General features: G+C 64.3%; 20 protein-coding genes. 7 read left to right on the forward strand and 13 right to left on the reverse strand.

What is annotated here, in order from left to right:
- Positions 1-8 precede the first annotated feature (8 nt).
- The 6 genes from AC0L2F_RS04200 (at position 9) to AC0L2F_RS04225 (ending at position 6337) form a co-directional block, all read left to right on the forward strand.
- Entirely contained in the window at positions 9-719 is a 711-nt protein-coding gene (locus tag AC0L2F_RS04200; protein WP_473247589.1) for a DUF1028 domain-containing protein, read from the forward strand.
- Entirely contained in the window at positions 716-1705 is a 990-nt protein-coding gene (locus tag AC0L2F_RS04205) for an ABC transporter ATP-binding protein (RefSeq protein ID WP_473247590.1), read from the forward strand. Before AC0L2F_RS04200 ends, AC0L2F_RS04205 begins: the two co-directional genes overlap by 4 nt.
- Entirely contained in the window at positions 1705-2805 is a 1101-nt protein-coding gene (locus AC0L2F_RS04210) for an ABC transporter ATP-binding protein (RefSeq protein WP_473247591.1), read from the forward strand. The genes AC0L2F_RS04205 and AC0L2F_RS04210 overlap by 1 nt, the downstream gene beginning before the upstream one ends.
- A gap of 23 nt (positions 2806-2828) precedes the next feature.
- Positions 2829-4346 carry an ABC transporter substrate-binding protein gene (locus tag AC0L2F_RS04215; protein WP_007607866.1) on the forward strand — a complete coding sequence of 506 codons (1518 nt, stop codon included), beginning with the start codon at positions 2829-2831 and terminating at the stop codon, positions 4344-4346.
- Between the two features lie 157 nt (positions 4347-4503).
- On the forward strand, positions 4504-5445 hold the full coding sequence (locus AC0L2F_RS04220; RefSeq protein ID WP_063996596.1) for an ABC transporter permease: 942 nt from the start codon (positions 4504-4506) through the stop codon (positions 5443-5445).
- Between the two features lie 4 nt (positions 5446-5449).
- Entirely contained in the window at positions 5450-6337 is an 888-nt protein-coding gene (locus tag AC0L2F_RS04225; RefSeq protein ID WP_007607862.1) for an ABC transporter permease, read from the forward strand.
- A 217-nt stretch (positions 6338-6554) separates the two neighbouring features.
- On the opposite strand, the gene cnbZ is transcribed toward AC0L2F_RS04225, so the two are convergent.
- From cnbZ to AC0L2F_RS04270, 9 genes are all read right to left on the reverse strand, one after another.
- Complete coding sequence (cnbZ, locus tag AC0L2F_RS04230; RefSeq protein ID WP_473247592.1) at positions 6555-7301, reverse strand: 2-amino-5-chloromuconate deaminase CnbZ; 747 nt, start codon at positions 7299-7301, stop codon at positions 6555-6557.
- Positions 7302-7310: 9 nt separating this feature from the next.
- Entirely contained in the window at positions 7311-8561 is a 1251-nt protein-coding gene (locus AC0L2F_RS04235; RefSeq protein ID WP_007607859.1) for an adenylate/guanylate cyclase domain-containing protein, read from the reverse strand.
- A complete protein-coding gene (locus AC0L2F_RS04240; protein ID WP_007607857.1) occupies positions 8558-8947 on the reverse strand; it encodes a response regulator in 390 nt (129 codons plus the stop codon). The genes AC0L2F_RS04235 and AC0L2F_RS04240 overlap by 4 nt, the downstream gene beginning before the upstream one ends.
- Positions 8944-10992 carry a sensor histidine kinase gene (locus AC0L2F_RS04245; protein WP_473247593.1) on the reverse strand — a complete coding sequence of 683 codons (2049 nt, stop codon included), beginning with the start codon at positions 10990-10992 and terminating at the stop codon, positions 8944-8946. Before AC0L2F_RS04245 ends, AC0L2F_RS04240 begins: the two co-directional genes overlap by 4 nt.
- A 142-nt stretch (positions 10993-11134) precedes the next feature.
- Positions 11135-14230 (reverse strand): MexW/MexI family multidrug efflux RND transporter permease subunit, encoded by a 3096-nt coding sequence (locus AC0L2F_RS04250; protein ID WP_007607851.1) that lies wholly within the window; start codon positions 14228-14230, stop codon positions 11135-11137.
- A gap of 76 nt (positions 14231-14306) precedes the next feature.
- On the reverse strand, positions 14307-15500 hold the full coding sequence (locus AC0L2F_RS04255) for an efflux RND transporter periplasmic adaptor subunit (protein ID WP_473247594.1): 1194 nt from the start codon (positions 15498-15500) through the stop codon (positions 14307-14309).
- Position 15501: 1 nt separating this feature from the next.
- The gene (locus AC0L2F_RS04260) at positions 15502-16203 is read right to left on the reverse strand and encodes a TetR/AcrR family transcriptional regulator (RefSeq protein WP_084777318.1); all 702 of its coding nucleotides are present in this window, start codon (positions 16201-16203) and stop codon (positions 15502-15504) included.
- Between the two features lie 134 nt (positions 16204-16337).
- Entirely contained in the window at positions 16338-16928 is a 591-nt protein-coding gene (locus tag AC0L2F_RS04265; protein WP_473247595.1) for a thiamine pyrophosphate-dependent enzyme, read from the reverse strand.
- Positions 16925-17479, reverse strand: coding sequence for a phosphonopyruvate decarboxylase (locus tag AC0L2F_RS04270; protein WP_473247597.1), 555 nt, complete (start codon positions 17477-17479; stop codon positions 16925-16927). Before AC0L2F_RS04270 ends, AC0L2F_RS04265 begins: the two co-directional genes overlap by 4 nt.
- 107 nt (positions 17480-17586) lie before the next feature.
- On the opposite strand from AC0L2F_RS04270, the gene AC0L2F_RS04275 reads away from it, so the two are divergent.
- The gene (locus AC0L2F_RS04275; protein ID WP_473247598.1) at positions 17587-18807 is read left to right on the forward strand and encodes a cytochrome P450; all 1221 of its coding nucleotides are present in this window, start codon (positions 17587-17589) and stop codon (positions 18805-18807) included.
- 136 nt (positions 18808-18943) lie between these two features.
- Here AC0L2F_RS04275 and AC0L2F_RS04280 read toward each other — a convergent pair whose 3' ends face one another.
- The 4 genes from AC0L2F_RS04280 to AC0L2F_RS04295 all read right to left on the reverse strand — a co-directional run bounded on the left by AC0L2F_RS04280 (position 18944) and on the right by AC0L2F_RS04295 (position 23695).
- On the reverse strand, positions 18944-19807 hold the full coding sequence (locus AC0L2F_RS04280; RefSeq protein WP_473247599.1) for a sugar phosphate isomerase/epimerase family protein: 864 nt from the start codon (positions 19805-19807) through the stop codon (positions 18944-18946).
- The gene (locus AC0L2F_RS04285; protein WP_473247600.1) at positions 19807-21012 is read right to left on the reverse strand and encodes a dihydrodipicolinate synthase family protein; all 1206 of its coding nucleotides are present in this window, start codon (positions 21010-21012) and stop codon (positions 19807-19809) included. The genes AC0L2F_RS04280 and AC0L2F_RS04285 overlap by 1 nt, the downstream gene beginning before the upstream one ends.
- 137 nt (positions 21013-21149) lie before the next feature.
- The gene (locus tag AC0L2F_RS04290) at positions 21150-22301 is read right to left on the reverse strand and encodes a Gfo/Idh/MocA family protein (RefSeq protein WP_473247601.1); all 1152 of its coding nucleotides are present in this window, start codon (positions 22299-22301) and stop codon (positions 21150-21152) included.
- Positions 22298-23695 (reverse strand): hypothetical protein, encoded by a 1398-nt coding sequence (locus AC0L2F_RS04295; RefSeq protein WP_473247602.1) that lies wholly within the window; start codon positions 23693-23695, stop codon positions 22298-22300. The genes AC0L2F_RS04290 and AC0L2F_RS04295 overlap by 4 nt, the downstream gene beginning before the upstream one ends.
- Between the last annotated feature and the right edge of the window lie 183 nt (positions 23696-23878).

Here is a 23878-nt window from a genome sequence, read left to right on the forward strand (position 1 = left end):
GGCAGCACATGACCTGGTCGATCATCGCGCGCGATTCCGCTACCGGCCAGTTCGGCATCGCCGTTGCTACGCGCTTCTTCGCCGTCGGCGCGCGTGTCCCCTACATCGCGGCGGGACTTGGCGCCATTGCGACGCAGGCCTTCGTCAATCCGTATTACGGCATCGACGGCGTCAAGCTGCTGCGGGAAGGTCTCAACGCGCACGACGTGCTGGCCGCCCTGCTCGCGACCGACGATGGCCGCGACAGCCGCCAGATCCATATCATGGACGCCAGTGGCGCGATTGCCGCGCATACCGGGGGCGACTGCGTGGATTGGTGCCGGCACATTGCGGGCAGCGACTTCTCGATCGCCGGCAACATGCTCGCGGGCGCCGATGTGCTCGAGGAGACCGCAAAAACCTATATCGCCAATGACAGCCTGCCCTTCCCGCGCCGGCTGCTCGCCGCGATGCGCGCTGGCGAAGCCGCCGGCGGCGACAAGCGCGGCAAGCAGTCCGCCGCGCTCCTGATCCACGGCGAGGAGGAATGGCCGGCATTGGACCTGCGCGCCGACGATCATCCCGATCCGCTCGGTGAGCTCGAGCGGCTCGAGCGCGTCAGCCACGAGCTCTGGGTCCACTTCCGCGCTTCCATGCCGACGCGGCAGAACCCGGCCGGCAACACCGATCGCAGCGTCATCGACGCCAGCATCGCCGCAGCGCGCGTAAACCGATCATGAACCCGAGCCCCCTTATCGAGATCAGCGATCTGCGCATTCGCTTTCACGGCGACGACGGCCGCGTCACCCACGCGGTCGACGGCGTCGATCTCAGCGTCGCCAATGGCGCGACGCTCGGCCTCGTTGGTGAATCCGGCTGCGGCAAGAGCGTGACGTCGCTGGCCATCATGGGCCTGCTGCCGAAGCAGAGCGCGGAGATCTCCGGCGCGATCCGCTTCGACGGTTTCGACCTGCTCAAGACGTCCGACCAAACGTTGCGCGACCTTCGCGGCAACAGGCTCGCGATGATCTTCCAGGAGCCGATGACCTCACTCAATCCGAGTTTCACCATCGGCGATCAGATCGTCGAGACGATTCTGCGCCACCGCGGCGGTTCGCGAAGGAGTGCGCGTGAGCGGGCGATCGAACTCTTGCGTCGCGTCCACATCCCCTCGCCCGAGCGGCGGATCGACGAATATCCGCACAAGCTCTCCGGCGGCATGCGCCAGCGCGTCATGATCGCGATGGCGCTGGCTTGCGACCCGCGGCTGCTGATCGCGGACGAGCCGACCACCGCGCTCGACGTCACCCTGCAGGCGCAGATCCTGGAGCTGATGCGCGAGTTGAAGGCGGCGAGCGGCGCGGCCATCATCCTGATCACCCACGATCTCGGCGTCGTCGCCGAAGTCTGCGACGAGGTCGCAGTGATGTATGCCGGCGAGATCGTCGAGCGCGCGGCGGTGGACGAGCTGTTCTCGATGCCGCAGCATCCCTACACCGTCGGCCTGCTCGGCTCGATCCCGCGGCTCGACCATCGCGCCGAACAGCTCGCCACGATCGAGGGCATGGTGCCGAACATGGCGCAGCCGCCCGCCGGCTGTCGCTTCGCCGCACGCTGCCCCTTCGTGCTGGAGGCCTGCACCAAGGCGCCGCCGCCGCTGCTCGAAGTCAGTCCCGGCCACCTCTCGCGTTGCATCCGCGCGCCGCTCGAACGTCTGGTGTCGTGATGGCTCTGCTCGAGGTCGATGGTCTGGTCAAGCATTTCGTCGCCGAGCGTTCGCTGTTCGGCCGGGCGCTGGCGCATGTCAAAGCCGTTGATGGCGTTTCCTTCTCGCTCGATGCCGGCAAGACGCTGGCGCTGGTCGGCGAATCCGGCTGCGGCAAATCCACCGTCAGCCGCCTGGTGCTGCGGCTGATCGAGCCGGATGCAGGCACAATCCGTTTCGAGGGCCGCGATCTGCTCTCGCTCGACGCCGGCGCGCTGCGTGCCTTTCGCCGCGAGGCCCAGATCATCTTCCAGGATCCCTACGCCTCGCTCAATCCGCGCATGACCGTCGGCCAGATTCTGACCGAGCCGCTGGCGCTGCACAATCTGGTGCCGCCCGCCCGGCGGCGCGAACGCATCGAGGATATCTTGCGGCTGGTCGGGCTGGAGCCGCGGCTGGCGCGGCGTTATCCGCACGAGTTTTCCGGCGGCCAGCGCCAGCGCATCGCCATCGCCCGCGCGCTCGCGGTCGAGCCGAAACTGATCATCTGCGATGAGCCGGTCTCGGCGCTCGACGTCTCGATCCGCTCGCAGATCCTCAATCTGCTGCGCGAGCTTCAGGACCGGCTCGGGCTGGCCTACATTTTCGTCTCGCACGACCTCGCGGTGGTCAAGCACATCGCCGACCACGTGGCGGTGATGAATCTCGGCCAGATCGTCGAAACGGCGGCGGCGGACGCGCTGTTCGCCGCACCGCGTCATCCCTACAGCCGGGCTCTATTGTCCGCGATCCCGGTGCCTAAACCGCGGGCAAAGCGCAGCCGGATTGTGCTGCAGGGAGAGATCCCCAGCGCGCTCAATCCGCCGCCGGGATGCCGCTTCCACACCCGCTGCCCCTACGTGGTCGACCGTTGCCGCAGCGAAATGCCTCAGCTCGTGCGGGATGGCATCGGACATGCAACGGCGTGCCACCGAACGTCGGAACTGCCGTCGTCCGAGGCGATCGTCCCGACGGACGGCGGCTTCTCCCCGGTTCTCGAAAAATTGGTCGCCGCCTTCAGCGGCGGCCCGGAAGCAGTCCGCGGCAGCGGGGTTAGTCCATTGGGGACGAACCCGGCATAGCCGCAAAACAGAGGTTGAGAGCGATGAGTCCTATGCGTTTGGCACTCCTGGCGTCGGCATTGCTGACGTCGCTCGCAGGCGCGGCCCAGGCCCAGGCCCAGACCACGCTTCGCATCGGCATTGCCGAGGATCCTGACATCCTCGATCCCAGCATCGGCCGCACCTATGTCGGCCGCATCGTGTTCTCTGCCTTCTGCGACAAGCTGTTCGACATCGACGAGAAGCTCAACATCGTGCCGCAGCTCGCGCTGTCGCATGAGACGTCGGCCGACGGCAAGGAGATGACGATCAAGCTCCGGCCCAACGTGAAATTCCACGACGGCGAGCCGCTCGACGCGGAAGCTGCGAAGTTCTCGATCGAGCGCCATATGACGCTGCCGACCTCGTTCCGCAAGTCCGAGCTCGCGAGCGTCGACCATGTCGAAGTCGTAGACCCCCTGACCATCAAGCTGGTGCTCAAGACGCCTTACTCCCCGTTGATCGCCCAGCTGACTGATCGCTCCGGCATGATGGTCTCACCGAAGGCCGCGAAGGAAGCCGGCGACAAGTTCGGCCTGCATCCGGTCTGCGCCGGTCCCTACAAGTTCGTCGAGCGCGTGCAGCAGGACCGCATGGTCTTCGAAAAATTCGCCGACTACTGGAACAAGGACAACATCCATATCGACCGCGTGGTGTTCCTGCCGATCGTCGATGCCACGGTGCGCCTTGCCAACCTGAAGTCCGGCGGGCTCGATCTGATCGAGCGCGTGCTCGCCACCGACATCAAGGATGTGCGTGCAGATTCGCGGCTCGTGCTGTCGACGGCGCCCGAGCTCGGCTATTATGGCCTGACCGTCAATATCGGCAACGACAAAGCGAAAGGGCCGCTGAGCCAGTCGGCGAAAGTACGCCAAGCGCTCGATCTGTCGATCGATCGCGAAGCTCTCAATCAAGTCGTCTTCAACGGCGAGTTCACGCCCGGCAACCAGTGGGTCAGCCCGACCCATCCCTATTACCAGAAGGCCTTTCCGGTCCGTGGCCGCGACGTCGCAAAGGCCAAGGCGCTTCTGAAGGAAGCCGGCGTCACCCTGCCGGTGACCGTGGACTACATGATTCCCAAAGGCGCGGAGAACGAAGCGGTCGCCCAGGTGATCCAGTCGATGGCCGCGGAAGCGGGCTTCGACATCAAGATCCGCGCGGTCGAATTCGCGACCACCTTCAAGCAGGCCCAGGCCGGCGAGTTCCAGATCTTCCAGATCAACTGGAGCGGCCGTATCGATCCCGACGGCAACTCCTATATCTTCATGCGCAGCAAGGCACCGCAGAACGATGGCGTCTATTCGAATCCGGAAGCCGACAAGCTGCTGGAAGAAGGAAGGGCGACATCCAACGTCGAGGAGCGGAAGGCGATCTACGCCAAGCTGAACAAGATCCTGCTCGACGACCTGCCGATCATATACATCTATCACCGCACGCTCCTGATCGCGCACACGACCAAGCTCCAGGGCTATAAGCAGGTGCCAGATGGCCTCGTGCGCGTGGTCGGGCTGAAGTTCAAGTGATGCCTCCGGCGGTGAACGCGTGTCCCGGACGCGGCGCAGCGCGCAAGCGCTGCTCCGCAGAGCCGGGACCCATAGCGACGGCACACCATGATAGATGGGTCCCGGTTCAGCAGCGCAACATTGCATGTTGCGCTGCGCCCGGGACACGACGGCCGCCATGCTGAGCTTCCTCGCCCGCCGCATTGTGCAGATCGTGCCGACACTGTTCTTCGTGTCGGTGCTGATCTTCTCGCTCCAGCAATTGTTGCCGGGTGATCCGGCGCTGGTGATGGCCGGTGAGGAGCGCGACCCCGCCGTGATCGAGCAGATTCGCCAGCAATACCGGCTCGATCAGCCGATTCCCGTGCAGTACGTCTACTGGCTCAAGGGAGTCCTGACTGGCAATTTCGGTGAATCGCTCCGCAACAAGATGCCGGTGCGCGAGCTGATCGCGCAGAAGCTGCCGGTGACGCTCCAGCTCGGCTCGATGGCGATGTTGATCGCGCTCCTGATCGGAATTCCTGCCGGCATCGTCTCCGCCGTGAAGAAGGGCACCGTCTGGGACTACGGCGCCAATTTGTTCGCGTTGTGGGGCATCTCGACGCCGAATTTCTGGCTCGGCATCATGCTCATCTTCCTGTTCTCGATCGAACTCGGCTGGCTGCCGGCGTCCGGCTACGTGCCGCTGACCGAGAACTGGCGTGCGAGCCTCGCCGCGACCATCATGCCGGCCTTCGTGCTTGGCAACGCGATTTCCGCGGTCCTGATGCGGCACACCCGGAGCGCCATGCTCCAGGTGCTGGAAAGCGACTATGTCCGCACCGCGCGCGCCAAGGGATTGTCCGAACGCTCGGTCATCCTCAAGCACGCCATGCGCAACGCACTCACGCCGATCATCACGCTCGGCGCGCTCGAGCTCGGCACGCTATTGTCGGGAGCGGTTCTGACCGAGCAGATCTTCTCCATTCCCGGCTTCGGCAAACTGATCGTGGACGCCGTGTTCAACCGCGACTACGCGGTCGTACAGGGCGTCGTGCTGGTGACGGCGACGGTCTACATCACGTTGAACCTGGTTGCCGACATCGCCTACATCCTCGTCAATCCACGGCTGCGGGGCTAGACACATGACCGATGCCGTCCTGCCCGCTGCTCTCGTCGCGCAAGCTGACGAGCTGGACAGCCCGGCGCGTCGCGCCCGGCGGCGCCTGTTCAAACGCAAGGCCGCAGTGTTCGGACTTGTCATGATCAGTTTGTTCGTCGGCTTCGCGGCTCTCGCGCCGCTCGTCGTGCCCTACGATCCCATCGCGACGAGCTGGAGCCTGGTCCGCAAGCCGCCCACGGCGGCGCACTGGTTCGGCACCGACGAGCTCGGTCGCGACATCCTGAGCCGCGTCGTCTACGGTGCCCGGGCGTCGTTGCTCGCGGGCCTCATCTCGGTCGCGATCGCGCTGGGCGTCGGCGTCCCCCTCGGCCTGCTTGCCGGCTATCGCGGCGGCTTCGTCGATGCACTGATCAGCCGGATGACCGACGCGATGCTGGCCTGCCCATTCCTGATACTGGCGATCGCGCTCGCCGCATTCCTTGGTCCGAGCCTCGGCAATGCCATGATCGCGATCGGCATCTCGGCAACCCCGATCTTCATCCGCCTGACCCGCGGCCAGGTGTTGAACGTCAAGGCCGAGGACTATGTCGAGGCGGCGCGCGCGCTCGGCAATCCGCCGTGGCGAATCGCGTTCTCGCACATCCTGCCGAACATCCTGCCGGCGCTGCTGGTGCAGGCGACGCTGTCGATTGCGGCCGCCATCATCGCCGAAGCCGCGCTGTCCTTCCTTGGCCTCGGCCAGCAGCCGCCGGCGCCATCTTGGGGCAGCATGCTCAACGCAGCGCAGCGCTTCCTGACCCAGGCGCCCTGGATGGCGATCTGGCCGGGGCTCGCGATCTTCCTCGTGGTGCTGTCGCTGAACCTGCTCGGCGACGGCCTGCGAGACGCGCTCGATCCAAGGCAGCGCTAGAGCGGAATGAGAATAGGTTGAATTAAGCGGCTCCGGGCTCGGTGCACCTCTCCCGCTTGCGGGAGAGGTCGGCGCAAGGCGCCGGGTGAGGGCTCTCTCCTCTTGGGGTTCTCGATTGCGGAAATACCCTCTCCCCAACCCTCCCCCGCAAGCGGGGGAGGGAGCACACTTCCCCCGTTGCAGCAAACGAGCCTGATCTCACCGGTCCTTGGTCTAGCTAGATCACGGTCTCCCGCATCACGCGGCGGCAATCCATCTCGTATTCGAGATCGACCACCGGCGGCCGGGCATAGTGCCAGGTCAGGCCGGATCGCAACGCCCCGCGGCGGACGAGTTCGTCGACCAGGGCGTGGTGGAAGTCGTGCACGGAATAGGCCTGCACGCCGGTCGTGTCCTTCCAGCCGAAGCCGAAGGCCGTCATCCTGTTCTCCATCTGGGAGGTCGTCGTGAAGCGCACCTTCTCGCGAAGGCCGTCCGGGCTGAGGTCGCGGTAGCGCACGGTGCGCTCGACATAGGTCCCATTGCCCTCGCGCGCCTCGGCGCCGCCTGATATCACGAAGCTCGGCGTCTTCGAGCTTGTCGGCCGCGTGAAGGAGAACGCGTAGAACGACGGCTCGGCCGGTGGATCGATCTCCGGACAGACATTGCTGCGCGCCACCGGATTGGTGGTGCCGTCGAAGATGTTCCATTCGGACAACGTCTTCACATAGTGCAGGTTGAACGCGCGAAAGCCTTCCTCGCTGAAGGCCGCGGGCGAGCGCAGTTCGCAGGCGCAGAACGCCGTGAGCGGCCGCCCCGCCTCCTGAATATACTTCGCGGCAAGCGCAAACCCTTCCGCAAGCGGCACCAGGCGGTCGAAACGGACGCGCTCGATCTCATAGCCGTCATTCGCGGCCGCACCGGCCGAATACTGGAATACGGACGGAATGAAACGGTAATTGCCGGTGGAGAATTCACCAATCATGTCGGACTCCTATTCCAGTTGCATGCGAATGCCCTTGGCGCCGTTGAGCAGGCGCCTCAGGTGAAAGCCGGCCAGGGAATCGTCGGCATGCGTGCCGACAAGCGCGGCGAAGGCCGGCATGGCGGCGGCATCACCGGCCTCCATCTTGGCAAATGCCTCGGAATACAGCGCCGTTTCCGGCGCAGCGAATTGGGCCGGCGTCAGCGGCTCGAACGCGCGCAACGGCTCGCTGCGTCCACGCAGCATCAGCTCCCCGACGGAACGACCTCGAAAATTCTCAGCCGCCTCGGCGATGCCGGCACTGACGCAAATGCGCGTGCCCAGATGCTTGTTCGCGGCTTCCAGTCGCGCCGCGATGTTGATGGAGTCGCCATACGCGGTGTAGTCGAAAAACCGGTTGCCGCCGAAATTTCCGACCAGCGCCGGCCCGGCGTGAATGCCGATGCGGGTGGCGCCGAAATTCACGCCTCTCGTTTTCCAACGCGCGGAAAAATCCTCCGCCCAGACGTCGAGATCGTGCGCACAGGCGACCGCACGCGTCGCATAGTCGGGCTGATCTCCGGGCGCGTTGAAGAGCACCTGGATCGCATCGCCGATGATCTTGGCAACCGTCCCCTCATGCGCGAAGACGATTTCGGTCATGCCGCCGACATATTCGTTGAGAAGCGCACCCAGCGTCTCCGGCGGCGCAGTTTCGACCAGCGAGGTGAAGCCGGTAATATCAGTGAAAATGGTCGCGATATCGCGCCACTGCACTTCGATGCCCTCGCTCTCACCGCCGGCCGCCAAACGCTTGGCGAGCTCGGGCGAAAAATGACGCGAGAGCGCGGCATGGGCGCGCTCCGCCTCCGCCTGGCGGCCCCGCACCTCCCGCAGCATTTCGATATGGCGGATGGTCTTCTGGATCGTCATCTCCAGGTCGGCGAAGTCGATCGGCTTGGTCAGGAAGTCGAACGCGCCGCGGTTCATGGCAGTGCGAATATTACTCATGTCGCCATAGGCCGAGACGATGATGGTGGACTTCTTGTCTTCGGCTTCCTGGAGCTTCGCCAGCAGCGACAGCCCGTCCATCCTGGGCATGTTGATGTCGGAGACCACCATGTCGACATGCGGGTTCTGCTCGAGCGACTGCAGCGCTTCGAGGCCGTCGCGGGCGAACATGATGGTCACCAACCCATCGCGAATCTGCTTGCGGAATTTTTGCAGGACCAACGCCTCGAGATCCGGCTCGTCGTCGACGAAGAGGATGGTCGCGGTCATGCGGCTTGCCCGAGCCTCGTGTCGATTTCCTGCCGCAGCAGCGCGAAATCGATCGGCTTGGTGAGAAGTCCGACTGCGCCGCGCTCGATCGCCTTCCGACGCGTCTCGGCATCGCCATAGGCGGTGATCATGATGACGGGAACGTCCGGATGCGCATCACGCACCTTCGGCAGCATGTCGAGCCCGCTCATGCCGGGCATGTTGATGTCGGACAAAACCAGGATCAACGAGGGATCGCGAACCTCCGCGGCGAGCTTCAGCGCATCGGGTGCGGACGGCGCGAATTCCATCTGGAAGCGGCCGGCGCGCAAATCGCGCCGAAACTGCTGCCGGAACAGCGCCTCGACGTCGGGCTCGTCATCGACGACCAGGATGTAAACGTTCAAGTCTTGCCTCCGGAAGTGTCGCCCGCCGCCATCATGCGCGGCAGGGTAATGATGAACTCGGTGAACACACCGGGCTCGGTGTTCACGTCGATCGTGCCGCCGTGCTGATTCACGACGATGTCATGGCTCATGGAAAGGCCAAGGCCGGTGCCCTCGCCGGCGGGCTTGGTGGTGAAGAAGGGATTGAACATCTTCTCCCTCACCTCCGACGGGATCCCGGTGCCGTTGTCGCGAATGCGGATCTCGAGCTTGTCGCCGAGAGTTTTGGTTGCCGCGCGCAAGGTGGGCTCGAAGGCGTCTGCGGCGCTCTCCTTGCGCTTGGCGGTGGCGTAGAAGCCGTTCGAGATCAGATTGAGGAAGACGCGCGTGATTTCCTGCGGATAAACGTCGACCATGCCCGCCGCGGGGTCGAAGCCGCGCTCGATCGTGACGTTGAAGCCGGGCCTTTCGACACGGGCGCCGTGATAGGCGAGATTAAGGCTCTCCTCCAGGATCGCGTTGATATCGCTGGGGCGATGCTCGCCGGAGCCCTCGCGCGAATGCAGCAGCATGTTCCTGACGATGGAATCGGCGCGCTTGCCGTGCTGCACCACCTTTTCGAGGTTGCTCTTGAGCATGCCGGTCAGCTCGTCGACCTCCTCCTTTGTCTTGCCGTCGAGCGAGGCCCCTTGCAGGGCCTCGTTGAGCTCGTCGATCAGTTCCGTCGACACCGCCGAGAAATTGTTGACGAAATTGAGCGGGTTCTTGATCTCGTGCGCGATGCCCGCCGTGAGCTGGCCGAGGGACGCGAGCTTCTCGGTCTGAATCAGGCGGTCCTGCGCGGTGCGAAGATCGTTGAGGGATTGCCGGAGTTCTGCGGTCCGCTGCTCCACCTTGTTCTCGAGGTCGGCATACGATTCCTGCAGGCGCTCGCCCATGTGGTTGAACTGGTCTGCGAGGCCCTCGAGCTCGTCGCCGGTTCTGATCGAGATGCGCTGGGAGAAATCGCCGCTGCCGATGCGCTCGGCGCCGCTCCGCAGCGCCTGGATCGGCCCGACCATGCGGCGCGCGAGGAATATCCCGGCAAGCACCGCGAAGATCGACGCCGCGAGCAGCACGAATGCAAGCCGTTCCAACGCGGCATAGAGCGCCGCATAGGCCTCCTCGACCGGGAGCTCGACGAACATGGTCCAGTGCAGCGGCGCGATCGGGGCCGACGCGGTCAGCACCTTCTGTCCCTGGAGATTGCGCGCTTCGGAAAGGGCGTCGAGCGTGGCGCTACCTCCGGCAAGCGCGGCGCGCACCTGGCTGAGACCAGACATATCGGTGTTGCGCAGGACCAGGCTAATATCGGGATGCGCGATCAGGCGTCCCTCCGGACCGACTACATAGGCATGTCCGTGCTCGCCGACCTTGATCTGGGACACGACGTCCCAGATCAGCTTGAGATTGACCTCCGCGATACTGACGCCAGCATCCTTGCGCGACCCGGCCTGCGCCAGGGTCATATACGGCTCGGACTCCCTGCGGAAATAGACCGGACCGTAAAAAACCTTGTGGGCGACCGCCTCGGTGAACTTCGGATCGTCTGACAGGTCGATCCCGCTGTCGATCGCGTCCATGGCGAGCCGCGACACCCGCAGCCGCTCCCTGCCGGTTGCATCGACCTGGGCGAGCTCGGTGACCGCGGGGACTTGGCGCAGCAGCCGCAGCGCGTCGAACCGGCGCTGCTCGATCGAGCCCGCCGACCACGGCAGCTGCGTGGTCCAGCCGAGCTGGCTCTCGATCTCCTTGACGAACTGACCGATCTTGGCCGCTGCCGCCTCCGCCTGTTCATGCTGAACCCGGATCAGCGCGGCCTTGTGCTCGCGATAATAGAAGAAGACCTCGAACAGCCCGTTGGCCAGCAGCGCGATCGCGACGACGGCCACGAACAGCGCGACATATTTGGTGAAGAGCCGGCTCCTGATCCCCTGCCCCGGCGTCGTACCGGACGCGACGCCATCCGGCGCCGCGCTTGGCAGCGTCCTGGATTGTGGGGTGTCGGGGTGGAGGAAAAGGCTCATCCTGCCGAACCTAGCAAGAAGACCGGACCTTGTCTCTCGCGAGCGCGGGAAAGCCTGATGGGCAGTCGGGGGACCCGGGGCAAATAGAAAAGGGCGGCAGCGGATTGGCCGCTGCCGCCCTCTCGTTCGCTTGTCTGCGGCCTCAGGTCGGGCGCAGCGCCTTGGAGCCGAGGTCGAGATCGTTGACCTGCTTGTTCCGCTCGGAATCGGCCGCCGCGCGATGGTCGGTCGCCAGCACCACGTAGACCGCCGGCAGCACGAACAACGTGAACAGCGTGCCGATCGACATTCCGGCGACGACCACCAGACCGATCGAGAAGCGGCTGGCGGCGCCCGCGCCGGTCGCGGTCAGGAGCGGGATCAGGCCCGTCACCATCGCGGCCGTGGTCATCAGGATCGGCCTCAGACGAATGCGGGCCGACATTTCGATGGCGGAGCGGCGATCGAGCCGCTCGTTGATCTGGAGCTCGTTGGCGAATTCCACCATCAGGATGCCGTGCTTGGTGATCAGGCCCACCAAGGTCAGCAGGCCGACCTGGGTGTAGATGTTCATGGTCGCCACGCCAAAGAACAGCGGGATCAGCGCGCCCACGATCGCCATCGGCACCGAGATCATGATGACCAGCGGATCGCGCAAGCTCTCGAACTGCGCCGCCAGCACCAGGAAGATGATGATCAGCGCGAAGCCGAAGGTGATCGCGAGCTGGTTGCCTTCCTGCACATATTGCCTGCTGTCAGCCAGATAAGCATGGCTGAAGCCTTGCGGCAGGTTTTTGGCCTCGCTCTCAAGGAAGTCGACCGCCGCACCGACGGTCACGCCGGGCATCGGCACCGCCGAGAAGGTGGCCGAATTGAGCTGATTGTAATGTGTCAGCGAATTCGGCTCGGTCTTGGTCTCGATCGACACCACCGTCGAGAGCGGAAGCTGCTGTCCGGTGTTGGTGGTCACATAGTAGCCGGCAAGAGATTCCGGCGAGAGCCGCAGGCCGCGCGGCACCTGCGGGATGACCTGATAGGAACGGCCCTCCAAGTTGAAGCGGTTGATGTAGTTGCCGCCGAGTAGCACCGCGAGCGAGCTGCCGAGGTTCTGCATGCTGACGCCGAGATCCTGCGCCTTCGTGCGGTTGATCGTCACCTTCACGTTCGGCTGGTTGTAGGCAAGATCGCTGTCGGAGACGATGAACATTCCGCTCTTGCGGGCGGCAGCCTTCAGCTTCTCCATCTGTTCGTAGACAGTCTGGAAACTGGCGGTGGAGTTGATCACCATCTGCACCGGGAGGCCGCCCGGGCCGCCCGGCAGCGGCGGCAGGTTGAACGCGAACGCCTGCACGCCCTCGATCTTGGAAAGCTCGGCCTGCACCAGCGACTTCAGCTGGATCGACGAGCGCTTGCGCTCCTCCCAGGGCTTGAGCAGCATGCCGGCGATACCGCCCTGCGGGCCGTTGATGCCGTTCAGCACGAAGCGCAGATCGGTCTCGGGGAACTTCTGGAATTCCTTGTCGAGCTTTTCGCCGTAGAAATCGACGTAGTCGATGTTGGCATATTTCGGCGCCTTGGTCACCGCGAACACGATGCCCTGGTCTTCCTCAGGCGCCAGCTCCTTCGACGTGTGCATGTAGAGGAAGCCGACGAGCCCGAGGATGGTCACCGCAAACAGGCCGGTGATGGCCTTGTAGTCGAGCGAGCGGTCGAGCCTGCGCCCGTACCACCGCGTCAGCGCGCCAAACACCTTGTTGACCGCCTTGGCGAAACGACCTTCTTCGGTGTTCTTCAGCAGCACCGAGCACATCATCGGCGATAGCGTCAGCGCGATCACGCCGGACACGATCACCGAGCCCGCAAGCGTGAAGGCGAATTCACGGAACAGCGAGCCGGTCAGGCCGCCGAGGAAACCGATCGGCGCGTACACGGCTGCGAGCGTGATGGTCATCGAGACGACGGGACCCACGATTTCGCGCGCGCCTTCCAGCGACGCCTGGACCGGCGTTTTCCCTTCCTCCAGATGACGATGGATGTTTTCCACCACGACGATGGCATCGTCGACCACGAGGCCGATCGCGAGCACCATCGCGAGCAGGGTCAACAGGTTGAAGCTGAAGCCCAACGCCAGCATCAGCGTGCAGACGCCGATCATCGACAGCGGGATGGTGACGACGGGAATGATCACCGAACGGAACGACGCCAGGAACAGGAAGATCACCACGATCACGATGATCACGGCTTCACCCAGTGTCTTCTCGACCTCGTCGATCGAGGATTGGATGAACTTGGTCGAATCGTAGGCGACCTTCATCTTCATCGACGGTGGCAGATTGCGCTCAAGCTCGGGGAACAGCGCCCGCACGCCCTTGACCAGCGTCAGCGGGTTGCCCTGCGGCGTTGCCTGCACACCGATGAAGATGGCGTGCTCGCCGTTGAAGGCGACGCTCGCGTCCGTGCTCTGGGCCGCAAGCTCGACGGTGGCGATGTCCTCCATCCGCACGAAGCCGCCGTCCTTGGCCTTGACGATCATCTTCTTGAACTGGTTGACGTCGGTCAGGCCCGTATTCGTCGAGACGTTCGAGACGATGAGATAGCCCTTGGTCTGCCCCGCCGCGGACTGGAAGTTGTTGGCGGTGATCGCGGTCGCGACATCCGCAGGCGACACGTTGCGGCCGGCCATCTTCAGGGGATCAAGCCACAGCCGCATCGCAAAGGTCTGGCCACCGAGAATGTCGGCGGAGGCCACGCCGTCGACGGTCGACAGCACCGGTTGCACAACGCGCGTCAGATAGTCTGAGATCGCCGAGCCCGACAGCTCTTCGGACGAGAAGCCGAGATACATCACGGCCGTGGTCTGGCCCGTGGTCTTGGTGACGATCGGGTCGTTGGATTCCTTCGGGATCAAATATTTGACCGAGTTCGTCTTGGCCAGAACCTCGGTCAGCGCCTGGTTCGGATCGAAATTCAGCTTGATGTAGACCTGGATCGTCGAGGTGCCGAGCACCGAGGACGAGGTGATGTAATCGACACCTTCGGCGGAAGCGACCGCCTGCTCGATCGGCGTGGTGATGAAGCCCTGGATCAGGTCCGCGGACGCGCCCGGATAGACGGTCGTGATGTTGATGACCGTGTTCGACAGCTTCGGATATTGCCGGATCGGCAGCGTCGTTGCCGCGCGCAGGCCGATCAGCAGGATCAGTAGGCTGACGACGACCGACAGGACCGGGCGTTTGATGAAAATATCAGTAAAGCGCATCGCGGCGATCTCGATTTCTTTGACTTGCAAAGCGCATGACCCGGCCGTGCCGGATCATGCTGCAACGTGTACGATGTCAGTAGCGCGGGGGCTGCGCCGGGATCTGCGGAGCCGGGTCGGTCGAAATCGACACCGCCGCGCCCGATTGCAGCTTGAGCTGGCCGACGGCGACGACCTTGTCGCCCGGCTTCACGCCCTTGACGATTTCGACGCGGCCTTCGACCCGGCTGCCGGTCTGCACGAAAGTGCGCACCGCGCTCAGGCTGGTCTTGCCGTCAGCTTCCTTCTTCTCGGTGATCACGAACACCGAGTCGCCGTACAGCGTGTAGTCGACCGCCGTCTCCGGCACGGTGACCACGGCCGGCTTGTCCGGCAGCACCACCGTGGTGGTCACGAACATACCGGGCTTCAGGATCTTCTCCGGATTGGAGACGGTCGCCTGCACGCGGATGTTGCGGGTGTCGGCCGAGATCTGCGGCTCGATCGTGGTGATCTTGGCGTCGAAGGTGCGACCCGGATAGGCGTCGACCTTCAACCGGACCGGCTGACCGACCTTGAGGCTGCCCGAGTCCTTTTCCGTCACCGTGAAGTTGGCCCACAGCTCCGACAGATCCGTCAGCGAAACGATGGCCGTGCCGGCGGTCAGATACTGGCCGACCTCGACCTTGCGGACGCCGAGATCGCCGGCGAACGGCGCGCGGACCAGCTTCTGGGAGATCAACGCTTCGGTCTTGGCGATACCCGCCTGCGCCTGGTCGTACGCGGCCTGCGCGGTGTCGACGGTTGCCTGCGGGCCGAACTGTCGCGATGCCAATTGCTTGGCGCGGTCGAGCGACAGCTGCGCGACGGTGGACTGCGCCTTGTAATTGGCAAGGTCGCCCTGCTCCGGCGCGTCGAACATCTGCACCAGCGGCGTGCCGGCCTCGACATGCGTGCCTGGCGCGAACTTGATCTCGGTGACGCGGCCGTTGACGTCGGCGCTGACATCGACCTGGTGCACGGCGGCGAGACCACCGACCGCGGTCAACACGTTCGGCACCACCTCGGACTTCGCCTCGGCGGCGCTGACCGCGACCGGCGGCGGCTTGTTGTTGGCGAAGAACTGCTTGATCATCTGGCCGCGGAAATAATTGAACCAGACGAGGCCACCGACGAGCACGGCCAGAAGCGTGCCGACGATGATGAACCAGAGCACCGGCCGGACCGGACGCTTGGGAGCCTTGTTGTCGATCGGTTCGCCCGAAATCTTGTGTTCGGTGACGATGTTCATGTCATGCACTCTCTGCAATCGCCGACTTGTCCGCACACACGGCCTGATTGCGGCCCAAATGCGAGACAATTGCGGCGTCGTTAAGTCCGATACCCCTCAGGAGAAACTCACAGAGCTGCCGCTCGAGGTCGTTCGCCTTGCCGTAAGCGAGACACGGCGTGGCCGGCAGCCTGGTCAGCGCAGCGGTCATCACGGTGTGATGCGCAAACCAGAACAGGTTGAGCGGTTCGCCGTTGTATGGCCGCGCGTCCCCCGCGGCAACCGCACGCTTGAGCGAGGCAACGAAGGCCGCCCCGATCAGCGCCTCGATCTTGGCATATAGCAAACGCGCGAATTCGCCATCATCCAAATGACTCGTGGTCATCAGTCGCAGGCGCTGGGCTTCTTCCTGGTCGGGCCCGTCGGCGATGTGCATGAAATGCCCGACCATGCCGCGGATCACTTCGACCAACGTAGCGGTCGACGGCTCACGTTCGAGCAGCTCCATGAGCGCCGGGTCCGCCTCGCATTCGTCGCTGAGAATTTCGGCGTACAGCGCGGCTTTGGATGGGAAATGTTTGAACAGCAACGCTTCGGAAATGGCAGCGGCGGCCGCCACGCTCTTTGTCGTGGTGCCGGTATAGCCGTGTCGGGCAAAGCAACGCTTTGCGGCGCCGAGGATCAATTGACGCCTCAGGTCGCTCGTCATACGCAATGAGCTCATGCTAGTGAGTAAGCACTCACCGACGCAAAAGTCAAGCACTATGCTGCATCGCAACCTGAATGCGTTGTAATTCCAGTGGAAATTGACCTCGCCCACACGGCCCCCGTGCAGGACGGGAGCGCCAGAAGGCCCGCCTAGATTGGCTGGAAACCGAGGTCGCCGCGAATTCGGTTGAGGATGTAGGTCCCATCCCGACTCGGCAAGATCCGCTCCAGATTGGCGCTGTCGATCTTCACATTGGCAAAGCGCGGCCCGGCCGTGACGTCGTGGACGGCTTTGGAGAAGGCCTCGACCTCGGCCATGGTCGTCACAGACCGACTGTCCCCGATGCCGCAGGCCTTGGCGACGCCGACGAGATCGGCGGCCGCGGCGGTATGGCTGGTCTGACCGCCGGTCTCGCCATAGGCCTCGTTGTCGAGCACTGCGATCGAGAGATTGGGCGGCTTTTGCAGGCCGATGGTGGCAAGGCTACCCATGCCCATCAGCATCTCGCCGTCGCCGGTGATGACCAGCACCGGCAACTTTGGCTGCGCCAGAGCGAGTCCCAGGCCGATCATCGCCGCCCCGCCCATGCCGCCCCAGAGGTAGAAATTCCGGGCGTGGTCGCCGGCCGCGCACATGTCGTTGGTGGAGGCCCCGAGGCCGCCGATCGCAACCACATTCTTGCGGTCCGCGAGAAGCGTGGACACCACCTGACGGCGGTCGAGGAGATTGGCCTTGCTCATTTGGTGAAAACCTTGGCGCCGATCAGGCGCTGCGACAGCAGAACGGCGGTGGGCGTGAGGGCGCTGTAGGCCTGCGCGGCCGCCGCCTCGAGCACGGCCGGCACCTCGGCTGCGGTCGAAGCCCGCAGCACCTTGACGCCCGAGAGCTCGAATATGCCCTGCGTGGTCGACCCCATCGGCACCTGCCACGGATTGAACTCGCCCCACTCGCCTCGCATGGTCACCAACGTGAGGAAGGGAAAGCGCAGGATCGGGATCAGCGACAGCATGTTGATGCAATTGCCGACCCCGCTCGACTGCATCAACAGCACACCGCGCTGGCCGCCGGTCCAGGCGCCGGCGAGAAGCGCCACGCCCTCCTCCTCCGTCGTCAGCGGAATGCCGCGCATCGTGGACGAGGCCAGCACGCGCTGGATCAACCTCGAATGACCGGCGTCAGGCACGTAAGGCACCTGCCGAACGTCGAAGCGTTGCAAGGCCGCGAAAATATCGTCGGGCCAATGAGTGCCGGACTCGGTGGCCGTATCGGCAGCGTCAGAGCGGGCGTGCATTTTCCTGTCCGGTCGGCTTGCAAATCGCAGCTCGACTGTAGACGGTGAACCGAGCCGCTCAAAAGAGCGAATACAGCATATCGGACTCAACCGGCGAGTATGGTGGCATGAACGCAAGTGCGAATGAACTGGCGGCCAGTTTCGATCTGGAGCAGCTGACGCCGGAATTCTACGACAATCCCTACCCGACCTATCGTGCACTGCGGGAGAACGAGCCGGTCAAGCGCCTGCGCAACGGCACCGTGTTCCTGACCCGCTATGACGATCTCGTCACGACCTACAAGAACACAAGATCGTTCAGCTCGGACAAGAAGCGCGAGTTCGCGCCGAAATACGGCGACACCCCGCTCTACGAGCACCACACCACGAGCCTCGTCTTCAACGATCCGCCGGCACATACGCGCGTGCGGCGGCTGATCATGGGCGCGCTGTCGCCGCGCGCGATCGCGGGGATGGAACCTGATATCATCAAGCTGGTCGACGGCCTGCTCGACGCCATCGCCGTCAAGGGCACTTGCGAGCTGATCGAGGATTTCGCCGCCTCGATCCCCATCGAGGTGATCGGCAATTTGCTCGACGTGCCCCATGACGAGCGCGCGCCGCTGCGCGATTGGTCGCTGGCGATCCTGGGCGCCCTCGAACCGGTGGTGTCGCCCGAAGTCGCTGTCCGCGGCAACAAGGCGGTGACGGATTTCCTCGGCTACCTCCGAGCGCTGGTCGCGCGCCGGCGCAAAAGGCCCGGCAATCCCGAACGCGACGTGCTGACGCGCCTGATACAGGGCGAGGACAACGGCGAGCGGCTGACCGAGAAGGAGCTGCTGCACAACTGCATCTTCCTGCTCAATGCCGGCCACGAGACCACCACCAACCTGATCGGCAACGGCCTCGTGGCGCTCGACCGCAATCCGGATCAGAAGCGGCGGCTGATCGACAATCCCGAGCTGATCAAGACTGCGGTCGAAGAGATGCTGCGCTACGAGAGCTCGAACCAGCTCGGCAACCGCATGACCACGGAGCGGGTCGAGCTCGGCGGAATCATGCTCGATGCCGGCACGTCGATCACGCTGTGCATCGGCGCGGCCAACCGCGATCCGGCGCAGTTTCCGGACCCCGAGAGATTCGACATCGCGCGCACGCCGAACCGGCATCTCGCCTTCGCCACCGGCGCGCATCAATGCGCCGGCATGGCGCTGGCGCGGCTGGAAGGCGCCATCGCGGTCTCACGCTTCTTGGCGCGCTTCCCGAACTATGCCGTGAGCGGACAGCCGGTCAGGGGCGGACGGGTGCGTTTCCGCGGGTTTTTGAGCGTGCCTTGCGCGATCGGCTGAGGCCTCAAACAAAAAAACGCGAAAACAACCCCATGCACAGTAGAAAGTTACCGCCGCGCGATGCGCCGGTGATCCCGCGCAACCATTTGACATCTCAGGCCATCGGCGCCGCCGCGCGCAACAAATTCCGGAAGGCCTAAACCACCGTCTTGTGCCGCGCGATGCAGGTTTGCAGCACCTCGTCCATCGGTTTGCTCCACCAGTCGTTGGAGAAGATTTCGATCTCCGAATAGCCGGCAAAGCCGCGTGCTTCGACGGCTTCACGCACCGATTTGATGTCGATCACGCCGTCGCCCATCATGCCGCGGTCGTTGAGAATGTCCCTGGTCGGCACCAGCCAGTCGCAGACATGGAAGGCGAGCAGGCGATCTCGGCCCGCGCGCGCGATCTGGGCCATCAGCTCCGGATCCCACCAGATGTGATAGACGTCGAGCGCGACGCCGAGCATGCCGCTGCGTTCAGGATCGAGCCGGTCGCAGATATCGAGCGCCTGCTTCGTCGTGTTGACGCAGGCGCGGTCCGCCGCATAGGCCGGATGCAGCGGCTCGATCGCCAGCGGCAGCTTTGCCTGTCTGGCGCAATCGAGCATATCCGCGAGCGCTTCCTCGACCTGCGTCCGCGCGCCGGCGATGTCCTTCGACGCCTCGCTGCCCGGCCGCGAATATTGCGGCAGGCCACCGACGACGAGCACGATGCAGGGGGCCCCCAGCGCCTTGGCTTCGTCGACGCAGCGCCGGTTGTCGTCGCGCACCTCGCTCCGGCGCGATGCGTCCGACGTGAACATGCCGCCACGGCAATAGCCCGACAGGTCGAGACCGGCATCGCGCACCGCACGCGCGGCGCGATCGAGGCCGACGGAAGCGACTTGGTCACGCCAGGGGTCGATGGCGCGGATGCCGTGCCTGGCACAGGCGTCGATGATTTCGACGAGGTCACCCTGCTTGCGGATTGTCGCCGTGTTGAGCGAGAGCCAGCGATGGTCGGACGAAAAATCACGCATCAGGATTCGATTCCGTGCGTTGAGAGCACCGCCTTCATCCGCCGCGTCGCCAACTCCGGATGGGCGAGCAGCCCGGCCTTGTCGGCCAGCCGGAACAGCTCGGCCAGATGCAGCATCGAGCGCGTGCTCTCCTGCCCACCGACCATGGTGAAGTGGTCCTGGTGACCATTGAGGTATGCCATGAACACCACGCCGGTCTTGTAGAACCGCGTCGGCGCCTTGAAGATGTGCCGCGACAGCGGCACCGTCGGCCCCAGCACGTCGTGGAAGCCCGCCTCATCACCAGCAGCCAGCCGCGACAAGGCGTAGGACGCCGCCGGCGCGATCGCATCGAAGATCCCGAGCAGCGCGTGCGAAAAGCCCTGTTCGTCCCCGGCAATCAGCTCCGCATAATTAAAATCGTCGCCGGTGTACATCTTGATGCGCTTGTCGAGACGACGGCGCATGTCGATCTCGCGCTGCTTGTCGAGCAGCGAAACCTTGACACCGTCGACCTTGGCGGCGTTGCCGTTGATGATGGCGACCGCAATATCCATCGCCTTGTCGAGATCGTTGGTGCCCCAATATCCCGTCAGCGCCGGATCGAACATGTCGCCGAGCCAGTGGATGATCACGGGTTCGCGAACCTGCGACAGCACGCGATCGTAAACCTTGGCGTAGTCGTCGGCGTTGCGACCAAGTTTCGCCAGCGCGCGCGATGCCATCAGGATGATGCGGCCGCCGACCTTCTCGACCGCCGAGATCTGCTCCTCATAGGCGCGGATCACGTCGTCGAGATTCCTGGCGTCCTCGACTGCGAGATGGTCGGTGCCCGCTCCGGAAAACACCAGCGCGTTGCGCCGCTTCGCGGCAGACACCGAGCGCGTGATCAGCTCCAGCGAGGTCGGCCAATCCAGCCCCATGCCGCGCTGCGCGGTATCCATGGCTTCGGCCACGCCAAGACCGAGATCCCAGACGTGCTCGCGAAAGGCGATGGTCTTGTCCCAGTCGACGGCGGCGGAAAGCCACGGATCGTTGTCGGCGAATGGATCGGTCACGGTATGGACGGCCGAGAACGCGATGCGGTTCAGCGGTCCCTCGAGCTTTGCGGGAAACGTTCGCGAGGCCGCGAGCCGGTAGGTCTCGATCGAGCGATCGGCCTTCGGCAGCTTGAGCGACAACGACGACATCGGCTGGACGGGCTTGGGCTGGACGGGCTTGTTCATGATTTCAGACCTCTCCCCGTCATTGCGAGGAGCGAAGCGACGAAGCAATCCAGACTCTCGCCGCGGAGACACTCTGGATTGCTTCGCTTCGCTCGCAATGACGGCTCAATAACATCGACACACTTGTCCAATAGACCTCAGACCTTGATCGGGGCGACGTCGATCCAGCGCCGCTCCTTCCAGCTCTTCAGGGCGCATTCGGCGAGTTGCACGCCCTTGACGCCTTCGAGCAGCGTGAACTTGTAGGGCGCATCCTCGTAGACGTGGCGGATGAACATCTCCCACTGCTCCTTGAAGCCGTTGTCGTAGGTGACGTTGTCAGGCAGCTTCTGCCAGTCGCCGTAGAAATCGTGCAGCCGCTTCTCGTCCGGATTCCACACCGGCCGGGGCGTCGCCTGCCGCGTCTGGATCATGCAGTCAGAGAGGCCGGCGACCGCGGAGCCGAGCGTGCCGTCGACCTGGAAGGTGACGAGATCGTCGCGATAGACGCGCGTCACCCAGGACATGTTGATGTGGGCGATGGCGCCGCCCTTGAGCTGGAACGTGGCATAGGCGGAGTCGTCGGCGGTCGCCTTGTACTTCTTGCCCTGCTCGTCGAAACGCTCGGGAATGTCGGTGTTGCCGACACAGCTCACGCTCTCGACCTCGCCGAAGAGATTGTCGAGCACGTAGCGCCAGTGGCAGACCATGTCGAGGATGATGCCGCCGCCGTCCTCGTCGCGGTAGTTCCAGGACGGTCGTTGCGCCTCCTGCCAGCCGCCTTCGAACACCCAATAACCGAACTCACCGCGCACCGAGAGGATGCGGCCGAAGAAGCCGGAGTCGCGCAGGAAGGCGATCTTCTTCAGGCCGGGCAGGAACAGCTTGTCCTGTACCGTGCCGTGCTTGACGCCCTTGGCGTTGGCGAGCTTGACGACCTTGAGCGCCGCCTCGAAATTGGTCGCGATCGGCTTCTCGCAATAGACGTGCTTGCCGGCATTGATGGCCTGGGTCAGAAGGCCCGGCCGCGCCTGTGTGGTCGCGGCATCGAAGAACATGGTGTCGTTCTTGTCGGCGAGGGCCGCATCGAGATCGGTGGTCCAGCGCGTGATGTTGTAGCGCTTGGCAAGGGCCTCGACCTTCTCGGCGCTGCGGCCGACCAGGATCGGATCGGGCATCACGCGGTCGCCGTTCTTCAAGCGGACGCCGCCCTGCTCGCGCATCGCGACGATCGAGCGGATCAGATGCTGGTTGAGGCCCATGCGGCCGGTGACGCCGTTCATGATGAGGCCGAGGCGTTGGGTGGTCATGCCGATTGCTCCTGCAGTGATTTGGGCCATTCGAGCGGGCGTAGCGCCGACCAGTCCGGATGGACCGACGTCGCAAAGCCCGTTGCATTGAGCGATCCGGTCAGGAGATCGCCTTGGTGAATCGAGAGACGGATGCCCTGCCCGGCATCGGCGTAGAGATCCGGGTGGGCGGCGGCGAAGGCCTGGGCTTCAGCGGCGGGCGTGTCACCGAAGCCGTCCACGTAGTGATGGCCGTTGCGCTCCGCGTGGGTGATGCCGATGAACGCGCCGAGCGCAAGGTCCTGCTGCACGGCAAGACCCGCTTGGCAGGTGAGGTCCTCGCCGGTCACGAAAAATCTTTCGCCGGCCGCGCTCCATTTCGCTGCGCGCGTCGCGTTGACGATGGACTTGTAAGGCCCTTTGCAGGATTTCGACGAGATGCCGCGATAGCCAAGCGCCCGTGCCGCAGGAAACGCGTCGTAGGAATCGTCGGCTTCGTCGATGATGAAGCCGCGCGCAGCGAGCGGGCCGAGCGGCGACTGCCTCGTGACATCGCGCGGCATCGGCTGCTCGACATAGAGCAGCCTGGATGAAATCGATCGCAGGGCGGGATCATGGTCGAGCCGGTCGATCAGCGCATGCAACGCCGCGAGATCGGCATATTGCTCGTTGGCATCGAGCGTCACCTTGTAGTCACGGTCCAGCGCATCGAGCTCCTTGCCAATGCGCGCCAGCCGCGCTGCATCGGCGACGGGGCCCCCCGACAGCTTCAGCTTGAAGTATCTTGCACCGGAGTTCTCGCGGGCATCCGCAACCCCGCCCTCACCTTCAATGGTATCGTCGAGGCCGACGGTATGCCTGATGGCAACACGCGACAGCGGCTTCCGGCCGGATAGAAACGTCGTGAGATCCCCTTCCCTCAGGTCGGGCGAAAGCCGCGCATCGATGCCGGCGATGTTGCCGGCCATGCCATCGAAAAAATTGGTCTCGGCAGCGCGGAGCAGCGCATCGAGGATCGCTTTGTCGATTTCGGCGGGGCCGTAAGCCGCCGCAAGCGCCGGAATGTTCTTTTTGGCACAAGTTGCGACCTGGGCGCCGATGCAGGAGGCATGCAGATCGAATGCCGTCAGGAACCCCGTTCGCGCAAGATAAAGCCCCCGCGCGATTTCCAGGGAACGGCGCAAGTCATCGACGGTCTGCGCCGGCGACAGCTCCGGCCGCTTGTCGAACCATTTTGGCACCAGCAGCTCGGCACTGGCACCGACCGCGCTTCCCCTGCCCTCCACCTCGATCTCGACCCGCACGAACAGCTGCGGCGTCGCGTTGATGGTGATCGCGCCGAAGCGGAACGGCCGCGCGAAATGCACGGGACGTTCGAAGAAGGTAATGTCTCGCAGCTTCAGGCGCGGGGACATGGTGCTACTTGGCTTCCGAGACGCGGCTCAGGCGGCAGTGCACCTCTCCCGCCTGCGGGAGAGGTCGGCACGAAGTGCCGGGTGAGGGCTTTCTCCTCTGGGGGGTTCTCGCGCGTGGAGACACCCTCTCCCCAGCCCTCCCCCGCAGGCGGGGGAGGGAGCGCACCGTGCTTGCGGTCACGA

This window comes from Bradyrhizobium sp. Ken64 (assembly GCF_055807555.1).